This window comes from Janthinobacterium sp. PSPC3-1 (assembly GCF_049896105.1).
In the GTDB taxonomy this organism is placed as follows: Bacteria; Pseudomonadota; Gammaproteobacteria; order Burkholderiales; family Burkholderiaceae_D; genus Janthinobacterium.
The window spans coordinates 219,200-239,824 of record NZ_JAFCTQ010000002.1 but is presented as its reverse complement, the minus strand read 5'-3'; the positions used below and the strand labels follow the sequence as shown (position 1 = coordinate 239,824).

The following is a 20,625-nucleotide window of genomic DNA, read 5'->3' as shown; positions in this document are numbered from 1 at the left end:
TATGACCAATTTCATCGTTAAAAAAGTAGCCGTCCTCGGCGCCGGCGTGATGGGCGCGCAGATCGCCGCCCATTGCATCAACGCGAAAGTACCGGTCGTGCTGTTCGACCTGCCGGCCAAGGAAGGCCCAAAGAATGGCATCGTGCTGCGCGCCATCGAGAACCTGAAAAAGCTGTCGCCTGCGCCACTGGGCAACAAGGACGATGCGGCCCTGATCCAGGTCGCCAACTACGAAGACAACCTGGACCTCTTGGCCGGTTGCGACCTGATCATCGAAGCCATCGCCGAGCGCATGGACTGGAAGCACGACCTGTACCAGAAGGTGGCGCCGCATATCGGCCCGAACGCGATTTTTGCGTCGAACACCTCCGGCCTGTCGATCACCAAGCTGGCCGAAGGCTTTGACGCCGACCTGAAATCGCGCTACTGCGGCGTGCACTTCTTCAATCCGCCGCGCTATATGCACCTGGTCGAAATCATTCCGACCGAGTTTACCAAGCCCGAGATTTCGGACCAGCTGGAAGGCTTCCTGACCACCACCCTGGGCAAGGGCGTGGTCCGCGCCAAGGATACGCCGAACTTCATCGCCAACCGCGTGGGCGTGTTCGGCATCCTGGCCATCGTGCACGAAGCCGAAAAATTCGGCCTGTCGGTCGATGTGGTGGATGACCTGACCGGCGCCAAGCTGGGCCGCGCCAAGTCGGGCACCTTCCGCACCGCCGACGTGGTGGGCCTGGACACGATGGGCCATGTGATCAAGACCATGCAGGACTACCTGCCGAACGACCCGTTCGCCGCCGTCTACAAGACGCCGGACGTGCTGGCCAAGCTGGTGGAAAAAGGCGCGCTGGGCCAGAAGAGCGGCGCCGGCTTCTACAAGAAGGTCGGCAAGGAGATCCAGCGCCTCGATTTCGCCACCGGTGAATACGTGGCCGGCGGCGCCAAGGCGGCCGACATCATCGCCCGCATCCTGAAGGAAAAGGATCCGGTCAAGAAGATGAAGGCGCTGCACGATTCGACCAATCCGCAGGGCCAGTTCCTGTGGGCGATCTTCCGTGACGCCTTCCACTACATCGCCATCCACCTGGACACCGTGGCCGACAATGCGCGCGACATCGACTTCGCCATGCGCTGGGGCTTCGGCTGGAACGTCGGTCCGTTTGAAACGTGGCAGGCCTCGAACTGGCTGCAAGTGGCCAACTGGGTCAAGGAAGATATCGACGCCGGCAAGGCGCTGTGCAATGCACCGCTGCCGGCCTGGGTATTCGAAGGTCCTGTGGCGGACAAGGGCGGCGTGCACACCGCCGAAGGTTCATACTCGGCTGTGTCGAACAGCTTCGTGCCGCGCTCGACCCTGTCGGTCTACGACCGCCAGCCATTCCGCGCGCCAGTCATTGGCAGCGGCGCGGTGGATGGAAAAACCGCCGGCACCACCGTGTTCGAAGACGAATCCGTGCGCGTCTGGCACAGCGGCGACGACGTCCTGATCATCTCGTTCAAGACCAAGATGCACGTGATCGGCGAAGGCGTGATCAACGGCCTGAAACTGGCCCTGGCGGAAGCGGAGAAGAACTTCAAGGGCCTGGTGATCTGGCACGCGGATGCGGCCGAAGGCGGCGCGTTCTCGGCCGGCGCGGACCTGCAGTCGGCGTTGCCGGCCTTCATGCAGGGCGGCGTCAAGGCGGTCGATCCGATTATCGCCGAACTGCAGAAAACCTTCATGTCGCTGAAATACGCGAACGTGCCGGTGATCGCCGCGGTGGCGGGCCTGGCGCTGGGCGGCGGCTGCGAACTGGCGCTGCATGCATCGAAACGCGTGGCCTCGATCGAGTCGTATATCGGCCTGGTGGAAGTGGGCGTGGGCCTGATTCCCGCCGGCGGCGGCCTGAAAGAAGCGGCGCAGCGCGCCTACAAACAGGCCAACGGCAATGACATCCTGCAGTTCCTGAAGGTGGGCTTCACCAATGCCGCTACCGCCAATGTGTCGAAGTCGGCGCTGGAAGCAAAAAAAATGGGCTACCTGAAGGAAGACGACGTCATCGTCTTCAATCCCTACGAGCTGCTGCACGTGGCGAAAGTCGAAGCGCGCGCCATGTTCGACGCTGGCTTCCGTCCAGCGCTGCCGTCGCTGATCCAGGTCACGGGCCGTTACGGCTGGGGCACCATCAAGGCGCAGCTGGTCAATATGCGCGACGGCGGCTTTATCTCCGCGCACGATTTCAAGCTGGGCGAGATGATCGCCGAGATCGTGTCGGGCGGCGATATCGACCAGGGCAGTTTTGTCAGCGAACAGTGGCTGCTGGACATGGAACGCAAGGCCTTCCTGGAATTGCTGAACCATCCCAAGACGCAGGAACGCATCATGGGCATGATGCAGACCGGCAAGCCAGTGCGCAACTAATCGATAGAGAACACGAAAGAAGACCATGAGCAAACAACTTCAAGACGCCTATATCGTCTCCGCCACCCGCACGCCGATCGGCAAGGCGCCGCGCGGCATGTTCCGGAACACCCGTCCCGACGACCTGCTGGTGCGCGTGCTGCAATCGGCGCTGGCGCAAGCCCCTGGCCTGGACCCGGCGCTGATCACCGACGCCATTATCGGCTGCTCGTTCCCGGAAGCGGAGCAGGGCTTCAATATCGCCCGCCAGTCGGTACTGCTGGCCGGCCTGCCGAAAACCGTCGGCGGCGTGACCGTCAACCGTTACTGCGCCTCGGGCATCACCGCCATCGCCATGGCCGCTGACCGCATCCGCGTTGGCGAAGCCGACGTGATGATCGCCGGCGGCATCGAATCGATGTCGATGGTGCCGATGATGGGCCACCACCCGTCGATGAACCTGGACATGTTCAGCGATGAAAACATCGGCATGGCCTACGGCATGGGCCTGACGGCCGAAAAAGTGGCGCAGCAATGGAAAGTGACGCGCGAACAGCAGGACGCGTTCTCGGTCGAATCGCACCGCCGCGCCATCGCCGCCCAGCAGGCCGGCTTCTTCAAGGCCGAAACCACGCCGGTCGAGATCATCACGCGCACGCCGAACCTGGCCACCGGCCAGGTGGATGTCTCGCGCCGCACCGTCGACACCGACGAAGGCGCGCGCGCCGATTCGACCATGGAGTCCTTGGCCAAGCTGAAACCGGTGTTTGCCGCCAAGGGCAGCGTCACCGCCGCCAACAGCTCGCAGATGTCGGACGGCGCCGGTGCGCTGCTGATCGTCAGCGAAAAAATCCTGCGCGAGCATAATCTGACGCCGCTGGCCAAGTTCTCGTCGTTCGCCGTGCGCGGCGTGCCGCCGGAAATCATGGGCATCGGTCCGAAGTTCGCGATTCCCGCAGCGTGCGCCGCCGCCGGCATCACCCAGGACCAGCTGGACTGGATCGAACTGAACGAAGCGTTCGCCGCGCAGGCGCTGGCCGTGATCGGCGACCTGGGCCTGGACCCGTCGAAAGTGAACCCGATGGGCGGCGCGATCGCCCTGGGCCACCCGCTGGGCGCGACCGGCGCCATCCGCGCCGCCACCGTGATCCACGCGCTGCAGCGCACCAAGCAGAAGTACGGCATGGTGACCATGTGCGTGGGCGCCGGCATGGGTGCCGCCGGGATTTTTGAACGCGTATAAGTTTGACCGACTGAAGCAATAAAACAGGGCGCTGCGGAACCTCCTCGGCGCCCTTACTTTTTGGAGACACCATGGATATTTTGTGCAGCAAGAGCGACGGCATACTGACGCTGGAATTCAACCGCCTGGAACGCAAGAACGCGATCACGGGCGCGATGTACCAGACCCTGGCCGATGCGCTGGTGGCGGCCGAAACCGACACCGAAGTGCGCGCGATTGTCTTGTGCGGCAAGCGCGAGATTTTCACGGCCGGCAATGACCTCGACGACTTCATGAAGACGGCGCGCCCGAAAGACGGCTCGCTCGACCATGACCGCCCGGTATTCCAGTTCATGCGCGCCTTGTATGGCTGCGGCAAGCCCGTGGTGGCGGCGGTCTCGGGCCCCGCGATCGGCATCGGCACCACCATGCTGATGCATTGCGACCTGGTCTACGCGGCCGACAATGCCAGCTTCTCGATGCCCTTCACCCAGCTGGGCCTGTGCCCGGAATTTGCCTCCAGCCTGCTGCTCACGCAACTGGCCGGCTACCCGCGCGCGGCCGAAAAGCTGATGCTGGGCGAGTCGTTCCCGGCCCAGGAAGCGCTGGAAATGGGGCTGGTGTCGAAAGTGCTGCCGCTGTACGAGCTGATCCCGTTCGCCCAGGCCCAGGCCGCCAAACTGGTGGCCCTGCCGGCCGCCTCGATCCGCGCCACCAAGCGCCTGATGAAGCAGAGCCGCATGGAGCCGATCAAGGCGGCCATCGCCGACGAAAACCAGCTGTTCAGCGCCATGCTGGGCGGCCCGGAAGCGAAAGAAGCGTTTACGGCGTTCTTTGAAAAGAGAAAGCCGGACTTCAAGAAGTTTGCTTGAGTCCCTAGTACTCGGCGCTATTGCTGCCATTGACTGTCACAAAAGTCGGGATTTTTCTCGCATAAGTCGGGATATTTCTTACATAAGTTGAACAGAAGTTGCTTTCACAGAACTTCTTTTCCAATTTGTTCAGATATACGTCTGAAAAGATCTGTGTGCCACTAACCACGCCTTGGTATCCCCGGCATTTTTCGCCCATACTCTTCGTGTACTCTCGACGTTACACTAGCGGCGGCGCCCAACTGGTGCGCCTCATTTCCGTGGTGCTGGCCATTGCGGCGGCGCTGGCGAGGATCCGATCGGTGAGCAGATGAAGGAATAAGTTGGCATCGGGCACCGCTGGTACCCGCCGTCCACCTGGAGCTGGCCATTGTGGTGGTCGCGCGTGGCACGCCGGCGGCACCAGCGTGGGCTCGGGTTGGTGATCAGATGCAAGTTCCGGAGCGCCGTTGCACGCTGGTCTCCCCCTCCTCAGGCCCGCAGGGATTATGTGATAATCCACGCAGAAAACGAACCGAGTGAGCCGATGACTGATCAGCAGACCAGAAACAACCATTATGTCCCGCAGTGGTACCAGCGCGGTTTCCTCGCTCCCGGTCAATCACGCCTCTTTCATCTCAACCTGGCCCCTGATTGCAATACGCTGCCTGACGGCCGACAAGTGCCGCATCATGCGCTCCGTGAATCGGTCACCAAGAAATGTTTCGTCGAATTCGATCTATACACTACGCATTTCGGTCCGATCGTCAACGACGACGTCGAGAAGTACTTGTTTGGTGCCATCGACGACCAGGGGGCGATAGCACTTCGGGCCTTCGCGCTCGGCAATCAAGCCGACGTCCACGAATCGTTCCAGGATTTCTTTGAGCACATGGCATCGCAGAAGCTGCGCACGCCCAAGGGTTTGGACTGGATTCGCTCGTGCTACGGCGCTCTGGGGCAAGTCGATCTGATGGTCGAGATGCAGGCTTTGCGCTGGATGCATTGCACTATGTGGGTCGAGGGCGTGCGGGAGATCGTCTCGGCACATGACTCGGATGTGAAGTTTATCCTGACGGACCACCCAGTGACGGTCTACAACGCGGCGGTGGATGCTACGTCTGAGCAGTGCGCCTACCCGCATGATCCGATGGTTGCGGCCGTTGGATCTCAGACAGTTTTCGCGCTGGATGCCAACACCTGCCTGATTCTCACGCACCTGGAATATGCTAAGGAGCCGGATCAACCAGACCTGATGCGGCTTCGCACGAACGCCCGACACTTGGGCGTGGGCATGGCGCGCACCGACGCCTTCATCCGAGACCGACTATTGAGTCGGGATGAGGTGATCGCGATCAACCACCTGCTCAAGTCACGGGCCAAGCGCTACATCGCAGCCGCCGACAAGACTTGGCTCTACCCGGAACTGGAGTTCAAGGGGTCATGGGCCCAGATTGCTAATGTGCTGCTACCCAAGGACAACCTGTGGCACTTTGGCGGGGAAATCTACATCGGCTACAAGGACGGAACGTCTGGCTATTGGGACGAACATGGCCGTACGTCCAAGGCTCATGAATTCCTTACGCGCGAGTCCCCCCGCAAGAACATCGGGGCCAACGACTTCTGCGGCTGCGGCAGCGCCTACGCGTTCAAGGATTGCTGCCAGCAGTTGCCATCTGGGGAGCGTCCGTCGTGGGAGGTCTACGGCCTGCGCGAGCGCAACCTGAAGTTCTGTAACGCGGTCAAGGGAATCCTGGGGCTATTTGACGGAGCGTCCTGGGAAGACGTGCGCCGCGACCTGAGCGACGAGCAGGTCAAGCGTATCCATGGAGTGTTTGCGAGCCTGTGGCCCGAAGACACCGATCTGGCCTCTCTGCTACCGCGACCCAATCCGAAAGTCCTGCGCTCTGCCTACATCGGCGTCAGCGATCCGCGCACCATCGAGGCGACAGTGCTGGGCTGGCTGCCGTTTGTCGATGAAATTGTATTGGTCAACCCATTCTTCCTGGGCATGCGCATGAAGCCCGAGTTCAGCCCCATCGAGTCGCCCGCCGGGCACAAGATGCAGACACTCAAGAACGTCATGCTGCTCTTGGTGCTCGAGCCATTTATTCGCGACGGCATCGTGCATCTGGTGCCTGATCCCGGCGAGGTCAGTGCCCCACTCGGCCAGCATGTTCAGGATGTGCTCACGCGGCGCACCGACGGACAGAAGCCCCCTAAGATTGGCGGCCTGTACCGCTTCCTGAAACTCCCGGAAGAAGACGCGCAACGCCTCATCTGGATGCTGCCAGAGGCATACCAGCGGCGCTGGATTGCCAACCACAGACCAAAGGCTGACTCCAAAATGACGGATCGGATCATCGCGGACTTCAAGCACCAAGCTGAGGCCGATCCATTCACGCTGCTGCAGCCACTCCCTGTGGGAAGGGCCGGTGCGCAGTTCCAGATCCGCAAGGAGTTGAGCTTGGAAGCGGCGTTGTATCTGGCGGCACTTACTGGCTCGATCATCCATGTCGACACGGAGGCGAACTGGTCTCAGCTCCTAATGCATGCTCAACCTGGCGGTACACAGTCGCAATCCACATGGGAACCCGTGGGACGGGCCTTGCGCGAGATATCGTTTCCGGTGGAACTCAACTCGCAGCGGGTGAAAGAACGCATCGATAGCGACGACCGCCCGCCTATCGGGACGCTCCTGCGACGGCTGGCCAAATCGATCTCCTCCCCGGAAGATGGGTCCGATCCCAGCGTGCTTGCCAAGCAGATGCGTCAGGTGCGCGGTAAGGTCGAGCGCACGGGGAAATGCGCTGGCGACAGTGTCCTGCTCCACGCACGCTTGGAGCTGCACGTACCACCGGCGGGATTTGCCCGTCACGAGGTGCAGCGGTTGCTCGTGATGTTTGCCGGCGTGACCCAACCTCGGCCCATTCCATACGCGCTGCGCTTGGTGTTTGACGAGCCAGAGGATGACAGCGGACAAAGGACGACATGACGAGAATTCAATCAATAAATCGAGGAGAGAGATTGTCCGGAGACCTTCGAAGTGGCCCTGAAGCTGTCGGGCAGGCGCGCTCTTACGGTAGCTGTTTTCATACTGGTTGTCTTACAATGTATTACAGGAAACTATACACAGGGCCCAGTTAATTGCAAGGCCGGACTCAGCCACAACATTCACAGCCGGAGCCGCACCGCATGAATTTCCCCTTGGGGCACCGCCCGCTCGGAAAACGGCCGAACGTCCGCAATGAGATAGCTAGGATTAAGCGCGATCCCTTGGAGCCTTGGTTCGAAGTCTTGGGACACGACTTGAACCCGGTAATCAGTACGGACATATCCCGCTACCGCGACGCGTATCTCCTCTACTTCCTGTCGGCACGACGCTTCCTAACGAACATGTCGGTCGTCGCGCGCTACATGGCTTCGGCGCACTACGCCGGGAAACACCGGGTGGCTTACACGTCCCACGAGCGGAAGATTGCCGACAAGTACCGGGAGATAGCGCCATATACCGAACTGGAAATCATCAACTGCTTGATCCATGCAAGGATACTGCTTGACCGCGTAGCTGCTATGTCGAGTCGGTTTCTCAAGGGCGGAAACCGTCCGAGCTTCAATTCGTTCAGCGACCACAAGAAGTTCTTCCAGAAGCTCTCCGGCTCTTACGGCGAGCACGAAACTTACGCGAGTTACATTCGAAATGGGACTTCATGGTTCGAAATGCCGCTGAAGGAAGTGCGCGACAATTTCGTCGTCCACTCCGCACCGAAACACATGAGGTCCGTGGTCTTGCCGAATGACTTCGAAGTAGAGCTGCTTATTCTCAAAGCCGAAGGGATACATTCGGAAAAGCCGCTTGCCAGAACCACGCCGATAATCGTCAACGTCCTCAGGATGAGCCACGATATCGAAGGGTTTCTCGACTGGTATTGCGCCTACGCCGTAGGGAAAAAGGTGTAGGACAGGACTTGGACATGTTGATAGGCTTCAATAATGTCAGAACTTGGGCGGGCTGCTGTGGGGGGCAAGTTCTTCTTGCCAGTTGCAATCGGACGAATCGCATTCTTGATCGAGTTGTCGTTGATCGGAAGGGAAAGTGAACCGCAACCGGTGATCCCGTGTCGTTTGGAATAGACCAGCGCGTCAGACTTGCATGCTAGTAAGCTCTTCTGCATACAAATTAAGCAATCTGAATAATCTAAACTTATGTGAGAATTTGCTGAAGAATCTCATCTTCTGTGAGAACTGATCTCAACTTATGCGAGAACTCGCGCGCTAAGTGCTTGATTCCTAGGAACGTTAGTCTCAACTTATGTGAGACCCAACGTGCTGCATCTGCGCCGCCAGTTCCAGCCAGGCGCGCGCCGCCGGCGGCAGGTAGGCTTGCCGCCGCCACGCCAGGGTCATGTGCCAGTCGGTGTGCGGTTCATCGAGGGGCGCTTGCCAGATAGCCTCGCGCCGGTGTTTTTCCGCCAGCATGCGCGGGAAGAATGCCACGCCCAGTCCCGCCGCCACCAGGTCGACGATAAAGTCGATCTGGGCGCTGCGCGCGGTGATCTTCGGCTGCACGCCCTTGCGCGCGCAGGCATCCAAAATGATGCGGTTCAGCGCGAAGCCGCCTTCGAACAGGATGAAGGGGGTGGTGGCCAGTTGCGTGAAGTCGACGCGATCGCTGCCCGCCAGCGGATGGCTGGCCGACATCAGCGCCACCAGCGGTTCCACCCGCACTTCCTGGAAATCGAAGTCGGCATGCACGGGCGCCAGGATGGCCGCCACGTCGATCTCGCCGTCGTGCAGGCACTGGTTCAGTTTTTGGCCGCCATGCTCCAGCAAGGCAATCTCGATGGCCGGGTAGCGGCTGCGGTAGGCGGCGAACATGGCGGCAAACACGACGCCGCTGCCGACCGGCGGAATGCCGATCCTGAGCACGCCCCGTTGCAATCCCTTCAGTTCATCGAGTTCGACCAGGAGATCCTGGCGTTCGGCCAGCATCGTCTGCGCGCGGCGACAGGTGATTTCTCCGGCCGGCGTCAGTTCGATGCGGTGGCCGAGGCGGTTCAGCAAGGGCAGGCCCAGTTCCTCTTCCAAGGTCCTGACGGCCTTGCTGACGGCCGACTGGGTCAGCGACACCGATGCCGCCGCCTGCGAAAAGCCGCCCTGGCGCACCACTTCGACAAAGATCCGCAGCGTTCGTAAATTCATCGGTATTCCATTGGCGACTGGATCGTAGAAAAATAAGTTGTTTGCATCATAGCAAAGCCGACCTTATGCTGCTCATCTCACAACACCATGTCGCCCCCCTGCCATGATTATTTCTTCCGCCTCCGACTACCGCGCAGCGGCACGCCGCAAGCTGCCGCGCTTCCTGTTCGACTATATCGACGGCGGCGCCTACGCCGAGCATACGCTGGCTGCCAATACCGCCGACCTGGCGGCGATCAGCCTGCGCCAGCGGATATTGAAAAATGTCGGCCAGCTGAGCCTGGAAACAGAACTTTTCGGCCAGAAGCTGGCCATGCCAGTCGTTCTGAGTCCGGTGGGCTTGACCGGCATGTATGCGCGCCGCGGCGAAGTCCAGGCGGCGCAGGCGGCCGCCAGCAAGGGCGTGCCGTATTGCCTGTCGACCGTGTCGGTGTGCCCGATCGGGGAGGTCGCGTCGCAAAGCAGCGCGCCGATCTGGTTTCAACTGTATGTGCTGAAGGATCGCGGCTTCATGCGCCATGCGCTGGAACGGGCGCAGGCGGCCGGCGTGAAAAACCTGGTGTTCACGGTGGACATGCCGACGCCGGGCGCGCGTTATCGCGATGCGCATTCGGGCATGTCCGGGCCGTATGCCGCACCGCGCCGCATGCTGCAGGCGATGACGAAGCCGGCCTGGGCTTACGATGTCGGCCTGATGGGGCGTCCCCACGACCTGGGCAATATCTCCAGCTACCTGGGCAAGGCAGTGACCCTGGAAGACTATATCGGCTGGCTGGCGAACAACTTCGACCCGTCGATCAGTTGGAGCGACCTGGAATGGATACGCGAGTTCTGGAAAGGTCCGATGATCATCAAGGGCATCCTCGATCCGCAGGATGCCAGGGACGCCGTCAGTTTCGGCGCAGACGGCATCGTCGTGTCCAACCATGGTGGCCGCCAGCTCGACGGCGTCCCGTCCACCGCCCGCGCGCTGCCGGAAATCGCCCAGGCGGTCGGCAGCGACCTGACGGTGCTGGCCGATTCGGGCGTGCGTTCCGGCCTCGATGTGGTGCGCATGCTGGCGCTGGGCGCCCGCGCCGTGCTGCTGGGACGCTCGTCCGTCTATGCGCTGGCGGCCGATGGACGGCATGGCGTGGAAAACCTGCTCGACATTTTCGCGCGTGAAATGCGGGTAGCCATGACCTTGACCGGCGTGACGGCGATCGACCAGATCGACGAGGCCATCCTGGTGCGCGGGCGCGGGCTGTGAATCGCGGGTGCACATCACGTTGTAGACGACTGGTCTAATCATGCTATACTATGTTCCATGAAAGCCGAATACACCGACGTCCGCCAGCACATCCTTGACCAGGGCAAGGCCATCATCACGCGCAAGGGTTTTGCCGGCGTGGGCCTGAACGAGATCCTGGCGGCCGCCGCCGTGCCGAAGGGCTCGTTCTACCATTACTTCAAGTCCAAGGAATTGTTTGGCGAGGCGATGCTGGCCGATTATGTGCAGGGCTACCTGGCCGAGATGGATGTCGTGCTGGGCCAGCCCGGCCAGGGCGCGGCGCGCTCCTTGATGGATTACTGGGCCAGCTGGACCAGCGCAAGCCTGGACGGCAGCGGTTGTGATTGCCGTTGCCTGGTGGTCAAGCTGAGCAGCGAAGTGGCCGACATGTCCGAGCCGATGCGGATGACCTTGCTCGATGGCACCAACCGCATTATCGCCAGGCTGGCGCTGGCCATCGCGCAGGGCAGGGTGGACGATACCCTGCCGTCGGTGGCGGACCCGGCGCACATGGCCTCGGCCCTGTACCAGCTGTGGCTGGGGGCGGCCATGCTGACCAAGCTGCGGCGCGACGACAGCGCTTTGAAGACGGCATGGCAGTCAACGTTGACGATGCTGGAGCTGCCGCCAGGCAGCTATCAATGAAATCCGGGCGGATGCACTCATCCGCTTTTTTTGAAACCGAATATAGACGACCAGTCTAATAATAAGGAGTGACAGCATGAAGCATTTTGAATTCCATAACCCCACCAGGATCGTCTTCGGCCTGGATACCGTCGCCAAACTGTCCACGCTGGTGCCGCAGGACGCGCGCGTGCTGATCCTGTACGGCGGCGCCAGCGCCGAAAAGACCGGCACCCTGGCCGAAGTGCGCACCGCGCTGGGCCAGCGCAGCGTACAGGAGTTTGGCGGCATCGAACCGAATCCCAGCTATGAAACCCTGATGCGCGCGGTGGCGCAGGTGCGCAGCGAAAAACTGGACTTCCTGCTGGCCGTCGGCGGTGGCTCGGTGATCGACGGCACCAAGTTCGTCGCTGCCGCCGCCCTGCATGACGGCGTAGCCTGGGACATCGCCGAACGCGGCGGCGCCAATATCGAGCAGGCCTTGCCGTTCGGCGCGGTGCTGACCCTGCCGGCCACCGGTTCGGAAATGAACAGCGGCGGCGTGGTGACGAAAAAGGCCACGCATGCCAAGCTCAGTTTCCGCAGCCCGCTGCTGTATCCGCAATTTTCCGTGCTCGACCCCAGCAAGACGTTTACCTTGCCGGCCACGCAGGTCGCCAATGGCCTGGTCGATGCGTTTGTCCACACCACCGAACAGTATCTGACCTATCCGGTGCAGGCGCGGGTGCAGGACCGCTTTGCCGAAGGCCTGCTGCAAACCCTGGTCGAGATCGCGCCGCAGGCGGTGGCCTCGCCCGACGACTACGACACCCGCGCCAACCTGATGTGGACCGCCACCCTGGCCCTGAATGGCCTGATCGGCGCCGGCGTGCCGCAGGACTGGGCCACCCACATGATCGGCCACGAACTGACGGCCCTGTACGACATCGACCATGCGCGCACCCTGGCGCTGGTGCTGCCCGCACTGCTGGACGTACAGCGCGAGCAGAAACGCGGCAAATTGCTACAGTATGGCGAGCGTGTCTGGAATATCACCGCCGGCAGCGAGGACAAACGCATCGACGCCGCCATCGCCCGCACCCGCGCCTTCTTCGAGGGACTGGGCATTCCGACCCGCCTGTCCGCCTACGCCCTGGGCCAGGAGGCGGTGGAAGCGGTATTGAAACAACTGGAAGCACATGGCATGACGGCGCTGGGCGAACACCGGGATATCGACCTCGCGCGCAGCCGCCGCATCCTCGAAGCGGCACTTTGATCCACCCCCGATACACCCACACTGAAAAGGACACGACATGAACATCCTGATGGTACTGACCTCGCACGACACACTGGGCGACACCGGCAAGAAAACCGGCTTCTGGCTGGAAGAATTCGCCGCGCCGTATTACACGCTGAAAGAGGCGGGCGCCACGCTGACGGTGGTCTCGCCGCTGGGCGGCCAGCCGCCGCTGGACCCGAAAAGCGATGAAGCCGACTCGCAAACGGACGCCACGCGCCGCTTCAAGCTCGATGCTGTTGCCCAAAATGTGCTGGCGAACACCGGCAAGCTGTCCGAAGTCAAAGCGGCCGACTTCGACGCCGTGTTCTATCCGGGTGGCCACGGTCCGTTGTGGGACCTGGCCGAAGACCGGCACTCGATCGCGCTGATCGAACAGATGATCGCCGCCGGCAAGCCGGTCGCCGCCGTCTGCCATGCGCCCGGCGTGCTGCGCCATGTCAAAGGTGCCGATGGCAAGCCGCTGGTCAATGGCAAGCGCGTCACCGGCTTTACCAATACCGAGGAAGAAGCGGTGGGCCTGACCAAGATCGTGCCGTTCCTGGTCGAGGACATGCTCAAGGCAAACGGCGGCGATTACTCCAAGCTGGGCGACTGGCAGCCGTACGCCATCACCGATGGCCTGCTGGTCACGGGCCAGAATCCGGCATCGTCGGAAGCGGCGGCGGAAGCGCTGCTCAAGCTGCTGGCGTAAGGTCCCGCTGGTGCGTTTGGCGGGCGGCCATGCCCGCCAGGATCAGGCCGACAGAGGCGTGCCATTGCGTCTCGCTGGCCGGCCTGCCCGCCAGCGCATGGCCGTGCAGGAAGTCGACGAGCGCATCGCGCCCGCGCAGCCGGGTTTTTTTATCCAGTTGCATGCCTTCGATGGCCAGCTCGAACAGCGTGGTAAAACGCTCGGCCACGTCGGCCTGCGACACCAGCCCGCGCGCCATCAGGCGCACGAAATACGGCGTGGCGCTGATCAGTTCCAGGTACAGCGCGCACAGCGCCAGCAAGCGCCGTGCCGGTGCCTGGCGCCGCGTAAATGGCGGCCGTGCCGGATCGAGCGCGGCAAAACGCTCAAGCATCAACGCCAGCAATAATTCATCTTTCCCCGCATGGTAGTGATACAGGGCCATGACATCGACGCCCAGCTTCTGCGCCAGCGCGCGCATGGAAAATGCTTCGCCTTTTTCTTCCAGCAGGATCGATGCCGCCTGCAGGATGCTGGCGCTGTCCAGCGCGGGTGCGGCGCGGCGCGGACGCCCGGCGCGCCGCACGGCAGGTTCGGTGGCTTGAAGTTTTTCGTTTTTCATGGGCATAATTCTACACTGTAGAATTAAATAAAGGCATCATCATGAAAAAACCCTTTGTCAGCGTTTTTCTCGGCATCAGCATCGACGGCTGCATCGCGGGAGAAAACGGCGACCTGTCCTGGCTGGCGGAACTGGCCCCCGACTCGCCCGAGGCCACCGGCTACACGGCCTTGATGGCGCAGGTCGATACCCTGCTGATCGGCCGCACCACCCATGACGCCGTGCTGGGGTTCGAGCCGTGGCCGTATGCGGGCAAGCGCGTGGTCGTACTCAGCCACCGCGACTTTGCGCCACACCACGGGGAACAGCGCCGCGAAGGCAGCGTACGGGAAGTACTGGAGGAACTGGCCGGGGAGGGTTGCCGCCACGTGTATCTCGATGGCGGCGCCGTCATCCGCGCCGGCTTGCGCGAGGGCGTCATCGACAGCCTGGCCTTGTCCGTGCTGCCCGTGGTGCTGGGCAAGGGCGTGCGCCTGTTCGAGGACGGCTTGCCGCGCAGCGACTGGCGGCTGGACGAGACGCGCCAGCTACCCAGCGGCGTGGTGCAGCTGCGCTATCTGGCGATGTCGACGATAAAGCCGGGATCGTAGCGCGCATTTTCCGGCATGCCATCGGGCTGTTGGTAGCCACACGGGTTGCAGACGACGCGGCATGCCGCGATGCGGTAGTCGAGCGACGCATGCATGTGGCCATGTACCCACAGGTCGGCCTGCGCCACCAGCTCGTCCAACTGCGAAGCAAACGCGGGCGAGCCGAGATTGGTGGCGTAGCGTTCTTCCACCGACCGCATCGACGGCGCCATATGCGTGATCACCACCGTGGGGCCGTCGAACGGCTGCGCCAGCTGTGTGGCCAGCCAGGCCCTGTGCCGCGCATGCAGCTGCGCCGTGTCCTGTGCGCACAGCAGGCGGGCGTCAATGCCGCCCGTGCTGATGTGCTGGTAGTCGGGCATATAGGCTTGGGCCGCGTTCAAGGCCTCCTCGTGGCGTTCTTCGCCGAACAGCAAAAAATCCGTCCACAAGGTGGCGCCCAGAAAGCGCACGCCGTTCAGCTCCACCGCATCGCCATTGAGCAGGCGGATATTCGCGCCCTGTGCATTCGCGCTGGCGCAGGCCGCGCGCACGTCAACCTGCATCTGTTCCAGCTGGTGGCCATAGCCCTCATGATTGCCATGCACGTACAGCACCGGCAGCGCGCCAAAGGTGCGCGCGGCCCAGGCAATCGCATTGGCGCCCGTGTCGATGTCGCCGGCCAGGATCACCGCGTCGGGGCGGCCGGACAGGTCGATCGCGGGCGCGTTCTCGCGCCACACTTCCAAGTGCAGGTCGGACAGGATCAGCAGACGCATGGCAGACAGGCGCAGGCTCAGGGTGCGCGGCAGTGGACAAGCGCCCATCCTGACACAAACTTGACCGCAGCGCGATGGTGACGCTACTCTTTGTTTCCTGAGAAAAATATTCCTGACTGGAGCCGCATGCCGCCTTTCGCCTTTTCCAAGCTGTTCGCCGCGCTGGCCATGCTGCCGCTGTCATGCTCTGTCCTGGCGCAGGCCGCCGACGATCCGCTGACCCGTCCCATCGCCTCGCCCTATGCCGAGCAGTGGAACCGCCCGCAGCAGCCGGTGCGCATCCATGGCGACACGTATTATGTCGGCGTCGGTGGCCTGAGCGTGGTGCTGATCCATACGCAAGCAGGGCTGGTCCTGATCGACGGCGCGCTGCCGCAATCGGTGGCGGCCATCCGGGCGCATATCGAGGAACTCGGTTTTCGCATCGAAGACATCAAGTTCATTTTGAATACGGAAGCGCATTTCGATCATTCGGGTGGCATCGCCGCGCTGGCGCGCGACAGCGGTGCGCAAGTGGTCGCCAGTCCCCTGGGGGCACAGGCCCTGCGCGCGGGCCGGGTGCTCGACGAAGACCCGCAGGCGGGCGAAATCGACCCCATGCCGGCGGTGGAGAACGTGCGCGAGATCGCCGACGGCGAGACTTTATCGCTGGGCGAACTGACCGTGACGGCGCGCCATACGCCCGGCCACACACCGGGCAGCACCAGCTGGACCTGGGTCTCGTGCGAGGATGAAGCGCGCAGCGACTGCCTGAACGTGGTGTTCGGCGCCAGCCTGACGCCGGTGGCGGCCGACGATTTTCATTACCTCGGTGACGAACGCCATGCCGACCTGACGCCGGCGTTTCGCCGCGTGATGCAGGACTTCGCGAAACTGCCCTGCGACATCCTCATTTCCGCCCACCCCGACCATTCGGGCGCCGACCGGAAGCTCGCGCAACGGGTGATGGGCGTGTCCCCGAATCCCTTTGTCGATGCGCAGGCGTGCCGCGATTACGCGGCGAAAAACGAGGTCAAGCTGGACGCGCGCATCGCCAAGGAAAAGGCCAAGGCGAGCGAAGCCGGGCAGGTGTCTCAAGCGCCTGGCGCGATTCGCCAGTGACTGTCAAACGTGGCGCAAGGCCTGCACAGTCGCCAGGTGAGGCCGGGCGACATCGTTCTTGAAGGCGGTTGAAATATCCGCGTCATTGAGCACCTCGCTCCAGAATTGACTGGCCATGGCGGCGCAGTGGGGAAGATGGCGTAATTCGAGCTGGGCGCCCAGATTGGGCAGTGCTTGCCGCGCAATGACTTCGCCGTGCGCATTCGGACGATACAGCATCGGCAGCATGTCGTAGGCCGGCAGCAGGCGGTATGGCCGGTCGAATTCCCAGGACATGGCCAGATTGCCGTGATGGCGGTCCGTATTGCCGATCAGCGCACCATACAGGTCAAGTATTTCAACCGTCGCCACGTCATCGTTCGGCAGTTGGCCTAGCCGCGCCAGTTCCTTTGCCGCGACACTCCAGCTTTTGTCCTGCATGCCCAGGTCGCCATCGAGCGCCGACAAGGTGGCCATTGGCAAGCGTCCCATCAGGCCATTTCGATCGAAGCGCACCACTTCCAGGAACATGCGCTTGCCGGCTTCCAGGATGGCCGTGCTTGCCGTGGCAATCCCGTGACTGGCCAGTACCTCCAAAGCCAGATGCTCGCACAGCAGCAGGTCGCCCCAGCGGCGGCCGCCCGGTGTGTCGAGCGGTGGCGAGAATTTGACGATGACGTGCTCGATCTTTGCTGGTGCGAAGGCGCGCTGCAGCACTGCCGTGAATTTCGGTTGTTCTCCTCCGGCCGATAAACCAGGTGGCTCGCCCTGCATGGCCTGTTCTGCCATGGACGGATACCATTTTTCGCGCTCCTGCTCGATTAGTAACGATTGCGCCAGCGCGGGGCCTTCAGCCAGATATCGTGCATACGATTCATTGCCCAGTATCAGGTTGCCGGCCGCTTGCTCGCTGCGGCGGGCGATATATTTGAGCACTTGCTCAGGCGTCCATTGCAAGATGTCGGCCGGCAGGTCGAGCTCAGGGTGCTTGCCGGGTTCCATGCGGCCGAGGAAGCCTTGCGGCCGCAGATCGCCGAGAAAAAATGGCATGCCCTGGAACAGACGGTATGAGGTTTCACCTGCGTTGGTCAGCGCATGAAAGCCGCCTTCCAGCGTGTCGAGCTGGCCGGCGGGCGCTACCTGGCCGGTTGCGTCGACGCGGAACAGGGGAATCGGTGCCGGCACGCCTGCAATCTTGCGCCGCAAGGCATAACGGCGCGCCCTGCCAGCGCCCAGTGCGACGCCATCCGTGATCGTTTTCCACAGGCGAGAGAGCGTTGGCTGGCTGATGCCCAAGGCATCGACCAGCGCTGGCGCCGTTGCTGGTCCTTGTTTCAACAGCCGCACCAGCTCTGCAGCATGTTCTTTTTTGGCCATTTTTCGGATTTGTTGAATAGATTTATAGGTGATTAATCGATTAAAAAATCACATGTAATCAATAATATATAGAAATTAAAGCAAAAGATGAATAGATTTATGAATAGATTAATGAATAGATAGCCGCAGCGATTTGGACCAGTCCGACGGTGAAAAATGACAGTCTGGAAAAATCATGTTTTTTACAACATATGGTTGTTTTATCATGCGGCCGGTTGACACGGCCCGCAGCCAAGGCGCAGAATCGTGGCTCGGTCAGTTTATCCACCCAACAATGAAAGGAAACAGCATGCAATACCAGGCTAGCCACAATTTGAATAACAACTAGCCCCGTGCATGCTGTGCTCGGGGTCATCGATCCCGAGCCGGTGTTCCTGATAGAACCCCGGTGAGGAAACTCGCCGGGGTTTTGTTTTTTGGCGTGCGTTTTTCAAGCGCGCCGGCAGGCAAGGCCCTGGCATACCAAGGTTCACGTATGCCCATTCATCAGACCCTGCACGGCTTTCACGTACCCGTGCACATTTTTACCGACGATATCGACGCGCAGGCGCTGCGCCAGCTGGAGCATCTCGCCAGCCTGCCCATCGTCCATCCGTTTGTCGCCGCCATGCCCGACGTGCATGCCGGTATCGGCGCCACCGTCGGCAGCGTGATTCCCACGCGCGGCGCGATTATTCCGGCCGCCGTCGGCGTCGATATCGGCTGCGGCATGAACGCCGTGCGCACCACCTTGACGGCCAGCGACTTGCCCGACAACCTGGCGCGGCTGCGCAGCAGCATCGAGGCGGCCGTACCGGTCGGCTTCGAGCAGCACGACTGGAGCCGCGTGCAAGGCTCGCGCCAGGCGCGCGCCACGCGGCCCCTGAACGACCGCCTGCTGCGCATCGTCGAGCGCCACCCTGGCATCGCGAAAATGCTGCGCCAGTTCGAGCGCAGCTGGATCTGCCAGGCTGGCACCCTCGGGGGCGGCAACCATTTCATCGAGATCTGCCTCGATGAGGAGCAGCGCGTATGGGTCATGCTGCACTCGGGCTCGCGCGGCATCGGCAATGCGATCGGCCGCTATTTCATCGCCGCCGCGCAGAAGGACATGCGGCGCCACAAAATCCAGTTGCCGGATGCGGACCTGGCCTATGTCAGCGAAGGGTCCACCGTGTTCGACGATTATGTGGAAGCGGTCGCCTGGGCGCAGGATTATGCGCTGCTCAACCGCAGCGAGATGATGCGCCTGGTGCTCGAGGCGCTGGCGAAATGCGCGCCACCGTTCCGGCTCGACGGCGAGGCGATCAACTGCCACCATAACTACATTGCGCAGGAAACCCATGGCAATGAAGACTTGTATGTCACGCGCAAGGGGGCCATCTCGGCACGGCTGGGGGAGTGGGGCATCATCCCCGGCAGCATGGGCGCGCGCAGCTTTATCGTGCGCGGCAAGGGCAATCCCCAGTCGCTGTGTTCATGCTCGCACGGCGCCGGGCGCAGCATGAGCCGCAGCGAGGCGAAGCGGCGTTTCGACCGCTTCGACCTGATCGCGCAGACAACGGGCATCGAGTGCCGCAAGGACGGCGGCGTGATCGACGAGATCCCCGCCGCCTACAAGGATATCGATGCGGTGATGGCGCACCAGAGCGACCTGGTGGAAGTGGTGCATACCTTGCGCCAGGTTGTCTGCATCAAGGGTTGAAAGGAAAGAAGATGAAAATGAAACTGAAAACACCGAAGCCGCGCAACCCGCTGGTGGCGGCCGCCAAGCTGCGCGGCGGCGCCGGCGCGCACCAGTCCGAGGTGTCGCCGCGCGCGGCGCGCCGGGCCGGCAAGCACCGCTTGCAGCAATTGCTGGCAGGGCGGCTGAAGGAGGATCGCTAGTCCCCGCCACGCTCGTGGCGCGCGCGGATGGCCGCCAGCACGCCCTGCTGCCGCAAGCGCGTGATGGCGTCGTCCAGCCGTGCCAGGTCGGCGGGGCTGGTGGTGCGTGGGTTGAGCATCAGGTGCACCGGCGCGCGCAGCACGGTGAAAGGCAGGGCGGCCAGCGCCACGCCCTGCAGGCGCGCCGCGTGGCGTACGGCGAGGGTGTCGCCCAGCAGCAGGTCGGCGCGGCCGGCATCGAGCATGCGCACGCCTTGTTCGATGCCGGCAAACAGATTGAGCCGGCCGTGCTGCTCCAGCGCCGGCATGGCTGCCGCATAGGCGTCGCCATACCAGCCGACCCTGGGCGCGAGCAGGGTCTGCTTGCCGCGCAGGACCTGCGCAAAGCTGGTGGCCGGCGGCGACACGGCGTGGCCCGGTTTCTGGAGCAGGCCGACGATCTCGTCGCGGTAGCTGACGGTGAAGCGCGCATAGGCCTGGCGCTCGGGCGTATCGGAGGCGGCCACCATCAGGTCCAGGCGGCCCTCGCGGAACAGCAGCAGGCGCCGCGCCGCCGGCAACTCCGGCAACGTCACCAGGGTGCATCGCGCTTCCTTGAAGATGGCGCGCAGCAGTTCCAGGTCCAGTCCCGCGTAGCCGCCGTGCGCCTCGCGGTACATATAGGGTGGCCATTGTTCCAGCGCCATCGTCATGCGGCAGGCGGTCGCGGGCAGGGCGCACAGCAGGAGCGCCGCCATCGAAGCCAGGCGTGGCCAGGTTTTTTTCAAGACGCTTCCATGCACTGTTTAACCAATAGTCAATTTGACAGAATCACCATGGAAGTCAAGCGCCGAG

At 62.4% G+C, this 20,625-nt stretch carries 18 protein-coding genes; 13 read left to right on the top strand and 5 right to left on the bottom strand.

What is annotated here, in order from left to right; genetic code table 11:
* Position 1: 1 nt before the first annotated feature.
* The 5 genes from ACP7B7_RS03275 to ACP7B7_RS03255 all read left to right on the top strand — a co-directional run bounded on the left by ACP7B7_RS03275 (position 2) and on the right by ACP7B7_RS03255 (position 8,413).
* Positions 2–2,401 carry a 3-hydroxyacyl-CoA dehydrogenase/enoyl-CoA hydratase family protein gene (locus tag ACP7B7_RS03275; protein ID WP_426075732.1) on the top strand — a complete coding sequence of 800 codons (2,400 nt, stop codon included), beginning with the start codon at positions 2–4 and terminating at the stop codon, positions 2,399–2,401.
* Between the two features lie 25 nt (positions 2,402–2,426).
* The gene (locus ACP7B7_RS03270; protein ID WP_426075731.1) at positions 2,427–3,623 is read left to right on the top strand and encodes an acetyl-CoA C-acyltransferase; all 1,197 of its coding nucleotides are present in this window, start codon (positions 2,427–2,429) and stop codon (positions 3,621–3,623) included.
* A 71-nt stretch (positions 3,624–3,694) separates the two neighbouring features.
* Complete coding sequence (locus tag ACP7B7_RS03265; RefSeq protein ID WP_426075730.1) at positions 3,695–4,474, top strand: enoyl-CoA hydratase; 780 nt, start codon at positions 3,695–3,697, stop codon at positions 4,472–4,474.
* A 526-nt stretch (positions 4,475–5,000) separates the two neighbouring features.
* On the top strand, positions 5,001–7,448 hold the full coding sequence (locus ACP7B7_RS03260; RefSeq protein ID WP_426075729.1) for a DUF4238 domain-containing protein: 2,448 nt from the start codon (positions 5,001–5,003) through the stop codon (positions 7,446–7,448).
* A gap of 200 nt (positions 7,449–7,648) precedes the next feature.
* Positions 7,649–8,413: a hypothetical protein gene (locus ACP7B7_RS03255; protein WP_426075728.1), complete on the top strand. Its 765-nt coding sequence runs from the start codon at positions 7,649–7,651 to the stop codon at positions 8,411–8,413.
* Positions 8,414–8,758: 345 nt separating this feature from the next.
* Here the strand turns inward: ACP7B7_RS03255 and ACP7B7_RS03250 are convergent, their stop codons facing one another.
* Positions 8,759–9,655, bottom strand: a complete 897-nt coding sequence (locus ACP7B7_RS03250) for a LysR family transcriptional regulator (protein ID WP_426075727.1) — start codon at positions 9,653–9,655, stop codon at positions 8,759–8,761.
* 103 nt (positions 9,656–9,758) lie between these two features.
* Between ACP7B7_RS03250 and lldD the strand changes: the two genes are divergently transcribed.
* From lldD to ACP7B7_RS03230, 4 genes are all read left to right on the top strand, one after another.
* Positions 9,759–10,904, top strand: coding sequence for an FMN-dependent L-lactate dehydrogenase LldD (lldD, locus tag ACP7B7_RS03245; protein ID WP_426075726.1), 1,146 nt, complete (start codon positions 9,759–9,761; stop codon positions 10,902–10,904).
* A gap of 57 nt (positions 10,905–10,961) precedes the next feature.
* Positions 10,962–11,570 carry a TetR/AcrR family transcriptional regulator gene (locus ACP7B7_RS03240; protein WP_308923630.1) on the top strand — a complete coding sequence of 203 codons (609 nt, stop codon included), beginning with the start codon at positions 10,962–10,964 and terminating at the stop codon, positions 11,568–11,570.
* Between the two features lie 76 nt (positions 11,571–11,646).
* Positions 11,647–12,804, top strand: a complete 1,158-nt coding sequence (locus ACP7B7_RS03235; RefSeq protein WP_426075725.1) for an iron-containing alcohol dehydrogenase — start codon at positions 11,647–11,649, stop codon at positions 12,802–12,804.
* Positions 12,805–12,841: 37 nt separating this feature from the next.
* Entirely contained in the window at positions 12,842–13,519 is a 678-nt protein-coding gene (locus ACP7B7_RS03230; RefSeq protein ID WP_426075724.1) for a type 1 glutamine amidotransferase domain-containing protein, read from the top strand.
* On the opposite strand, the gene ACP7B7_RS03225 is transcribed toward ACP7B7_RS03230, so the two are convergent.
* Complete coding sequence (locus ACP7B7_RS03225) at positions 13,503–14,120, bottom strand: TetR/AcrR family transcriptional regulator (RefSeq protein WP_426075723.1); 618 nt, start codon at positions 14,118–14,120, stop codon at positions 13,503–13,505. The two genes, ACP7B7_RS03230 and ACP7B7_RS03225, sit on opposite strands and share 17 nt — an antisense overlap.
* A 41-nt stretch (positions 14,121–14,161) precedes the next feature.
* Here ACP7B7_RS03225 and ACP7B7_RS03220 point away from each other — a divergent pair, with 41 nt between their 5' ends.
* On the top strand, positions 14,162–14,710 hold the full coding sequence (locus tag ACP7B7_RS03220) for a dihydrofolate reductase family protein (protein WP_426075722.1): 549 nt from the start codon (positions 14,162–14,164) through the stop codon (positions 14,708–14,710).
* Here the strand turns inward: ACP7B7_RS03220 and ACP7B7_RS03215 are convergent.
* A complete protein-coding gene (locus ACP7B7_RS03215) occupies positions 14,674–15,516 on the bottom strand; it encodes a metallophosphoesterase family protein (protein ID WP_426075721.1) in 843 nt (280 codons plus the stop codon). The two genes, ACP7B7_RS03220 and ACP7B7_RS03215, sit on opposite strands and share 37 nt — an antisense overlap.
* 78 nt (positions 15,517–15,594) lie before the next feature.
* Between ACP7B7_RS03215 and bla the strand changes: the two genes are divergently transcribed.
* Positions 15,595–16,569: a subclass B3 metallo-beta-lactamase gene (gene bla / locus ACP7B7_RS03210; protein ID WP_426075720.1), complete on the top strand. Its 975-nt coding sequence runs from the start codon at positions 15,595–15,597 to the stop codon at positions 16,567–16,569.
* Positions 16,570–16,572: 3 nt separating this feature from the next.
* Here bla and yjjJ read toward each other — a convergent pair whose 3' ends face one another.
* A complete protein-coding gene (gene yjjJ / locus ACP7B7_RS03205) occupies positions 16,573–17,925 on the bottom strand; it encodes a type II toxin-antitoxin system HipA family toxin YjjJ (protein WP_426075719.1) in 1,353 nt (450 codons plus the stop codon).
* A 475-nt stretch (positions 17,926–18,400) separates the two neighbouring features.
* Here yjjJ and ACP7B7_RS03200 point away from each other — a divergent pair, with 475 nt between their 5' ends.
* Positions 18,401–19,609 (top strand): RtcB family protein, encoded by a 1,209-nt coding sequence (locus ACP7B7_RS03200; RefSeq protein WP_426075718.1) that lies wholly within the window; start codon positions 18,401–18,403, stop codon positions 19,607–19,609.
* Positions 19,610–19,620: 11 nt separating this feature from the next.
* Positions 19,621–19,791: a hypothetical protein gene (locus tag ACP7B7_RS03195; RefSeq protein WP_426075717.1), complete on the top strand. Its 171-nt coding sequence runs from the start codon at positions 19,621–19,623 to the stop codon at positions 19,789–19,791.
* On the opposite strand, the gene ACP7B7_RS03190 is transcribed toward ACP7B7_RS03195, so the two are convergent.
* Positions 19,788–20,558 carry a substrate-binding periplasmic protein gene (locus ACP7B7_RS03190; protein WP_426075716.1) on the bottom strand — a complete coding sequence of 257 codons (771 nt, stop codon included), beginning with the start codon at positions 20,556–20,558 and terminating at the stop codon, positions 19,788–19,790. The two genes, ACP7B7_RS03195 and ACP7B7_RS03190, sit on opposite strands and share 4 nt — an antisense overlap.
* Positions 20,559–20,625 lie beyond the last annotated feature (67 nt).

Coding starts and splice junctions, on each gene's coding strand:
- ACP7B7_RS03275 (WP_426075732.1), top strand. CDS start 2: ATGACCAATTTCATCGTTAAAAAAGTAGCCGTCCTCGGCGCCGGCGTG.
- ACP7B7_RS03270 (WP_426075731.1), top strand. CDS start 2,427: ATGAGCAAACAACTTCAAGACGCCTATATCGTCTCCGCCACCCGCACG.
- ACP7B7_RS03265 (WP_426075730.1), top strand. CDS start 3,695: ATGGATATTTTGTGCAGCAAGAGCGACGGCATACTGACGCTGGAATTC.
- ACP7B7_RS03260 (WP_426075729.1), top strand. CDS start 5,001: ATGACTGATCAGCAGACCAGAAACAACCATTATGTCCCGCAGTGGTAC.
- ACP7B7_RS03255 (WP_426075728.1), top strand. CDS start 7,649: ATGAATTTCCCCTTGGGGCACCGCCCGCTCGGAAAACGGCCGAACGTC.
- ACP7B7_RS03250 (WP_426075727.1), bottom strand. CDS start 9,655: ATGAATTTACGAACGCTGCGGATCTTTGTCGAAGTGGTGCGCCAGGGC.
- lldD (WP_426075726.1), top strand. CDS start 9,759: ATGATTATTTCTTCCGCCTCCGACTACCGCGCAGCGGCACGCCGCAAG.
- ACP7B7_RS03240 (WP_308923630.1), top strand. CDS start 10,962: ATGAAAGCCGAATACACCGACGTCCGCCAGCACATCCTTGACCAGGGC.
- ACP7B7_RS03235 (WP_426075725.1), top strand. CDS start 11,647: ATGAAGCATTTTGAATTCCATAACCCCACCAGGATCGTCTTCGGCCTG.
- ACP7B7_RS03230 (WP_426075724.1), top strand. CDS start 12,842: ATGAACATCCTGATGGTACTGACCTCGCACGACACACTGGGCGACACC.
- ACP7B7_RS03225 (WP_426075723.1), bottom strand. CDS start 14,120: ATGAAAAACGAAAAACTTCAAGCCACCGAACCTGCCGTGCGGCGCGCC.
- ACP7B7_RS03220 (WP_426075722.1), top strand. CDS start 14,162: ATGAAAAAACCCTTTGTCAGCGTTTTTCTCGGCATCAGCATCGACGGC.
- ACP7B7_RS03215 (WP_426075721.1), bottom strand. CDS start 15,516: ATGGGCGCTTGTCCACTGCCGCGCACCCTGAGCCTGCGCCTGTCTGCC.
- bla (WP_426075720.1), top strand. CDS start 15,595: ATGCCGCCTTTCGCCTTTTCCAAGCTGTTCGCCGCGCTGGCCATGCTG.
- yjjJ (WP_426075719.1), bottom strand. CDS start 17,925: ATGGCCAAAAAAGAACATGCTGCAGAGCTGGTGCGGCTGTTGAAACAA.
- ACP7B7_RS03200 (WP_426075718.1), top strand. CDS start 18,401: ATGCCCATTCATCAGACCCTGCACGGCTTTCACGTACCCGTGCACATT.
- ACP7B7_RS03195 (WP_426075717.1), top strand. CDS start 19,621: ATGAAAATGAAACTGAAAACACCGAAGCCGCGCAACCCGCTGGTGGCG.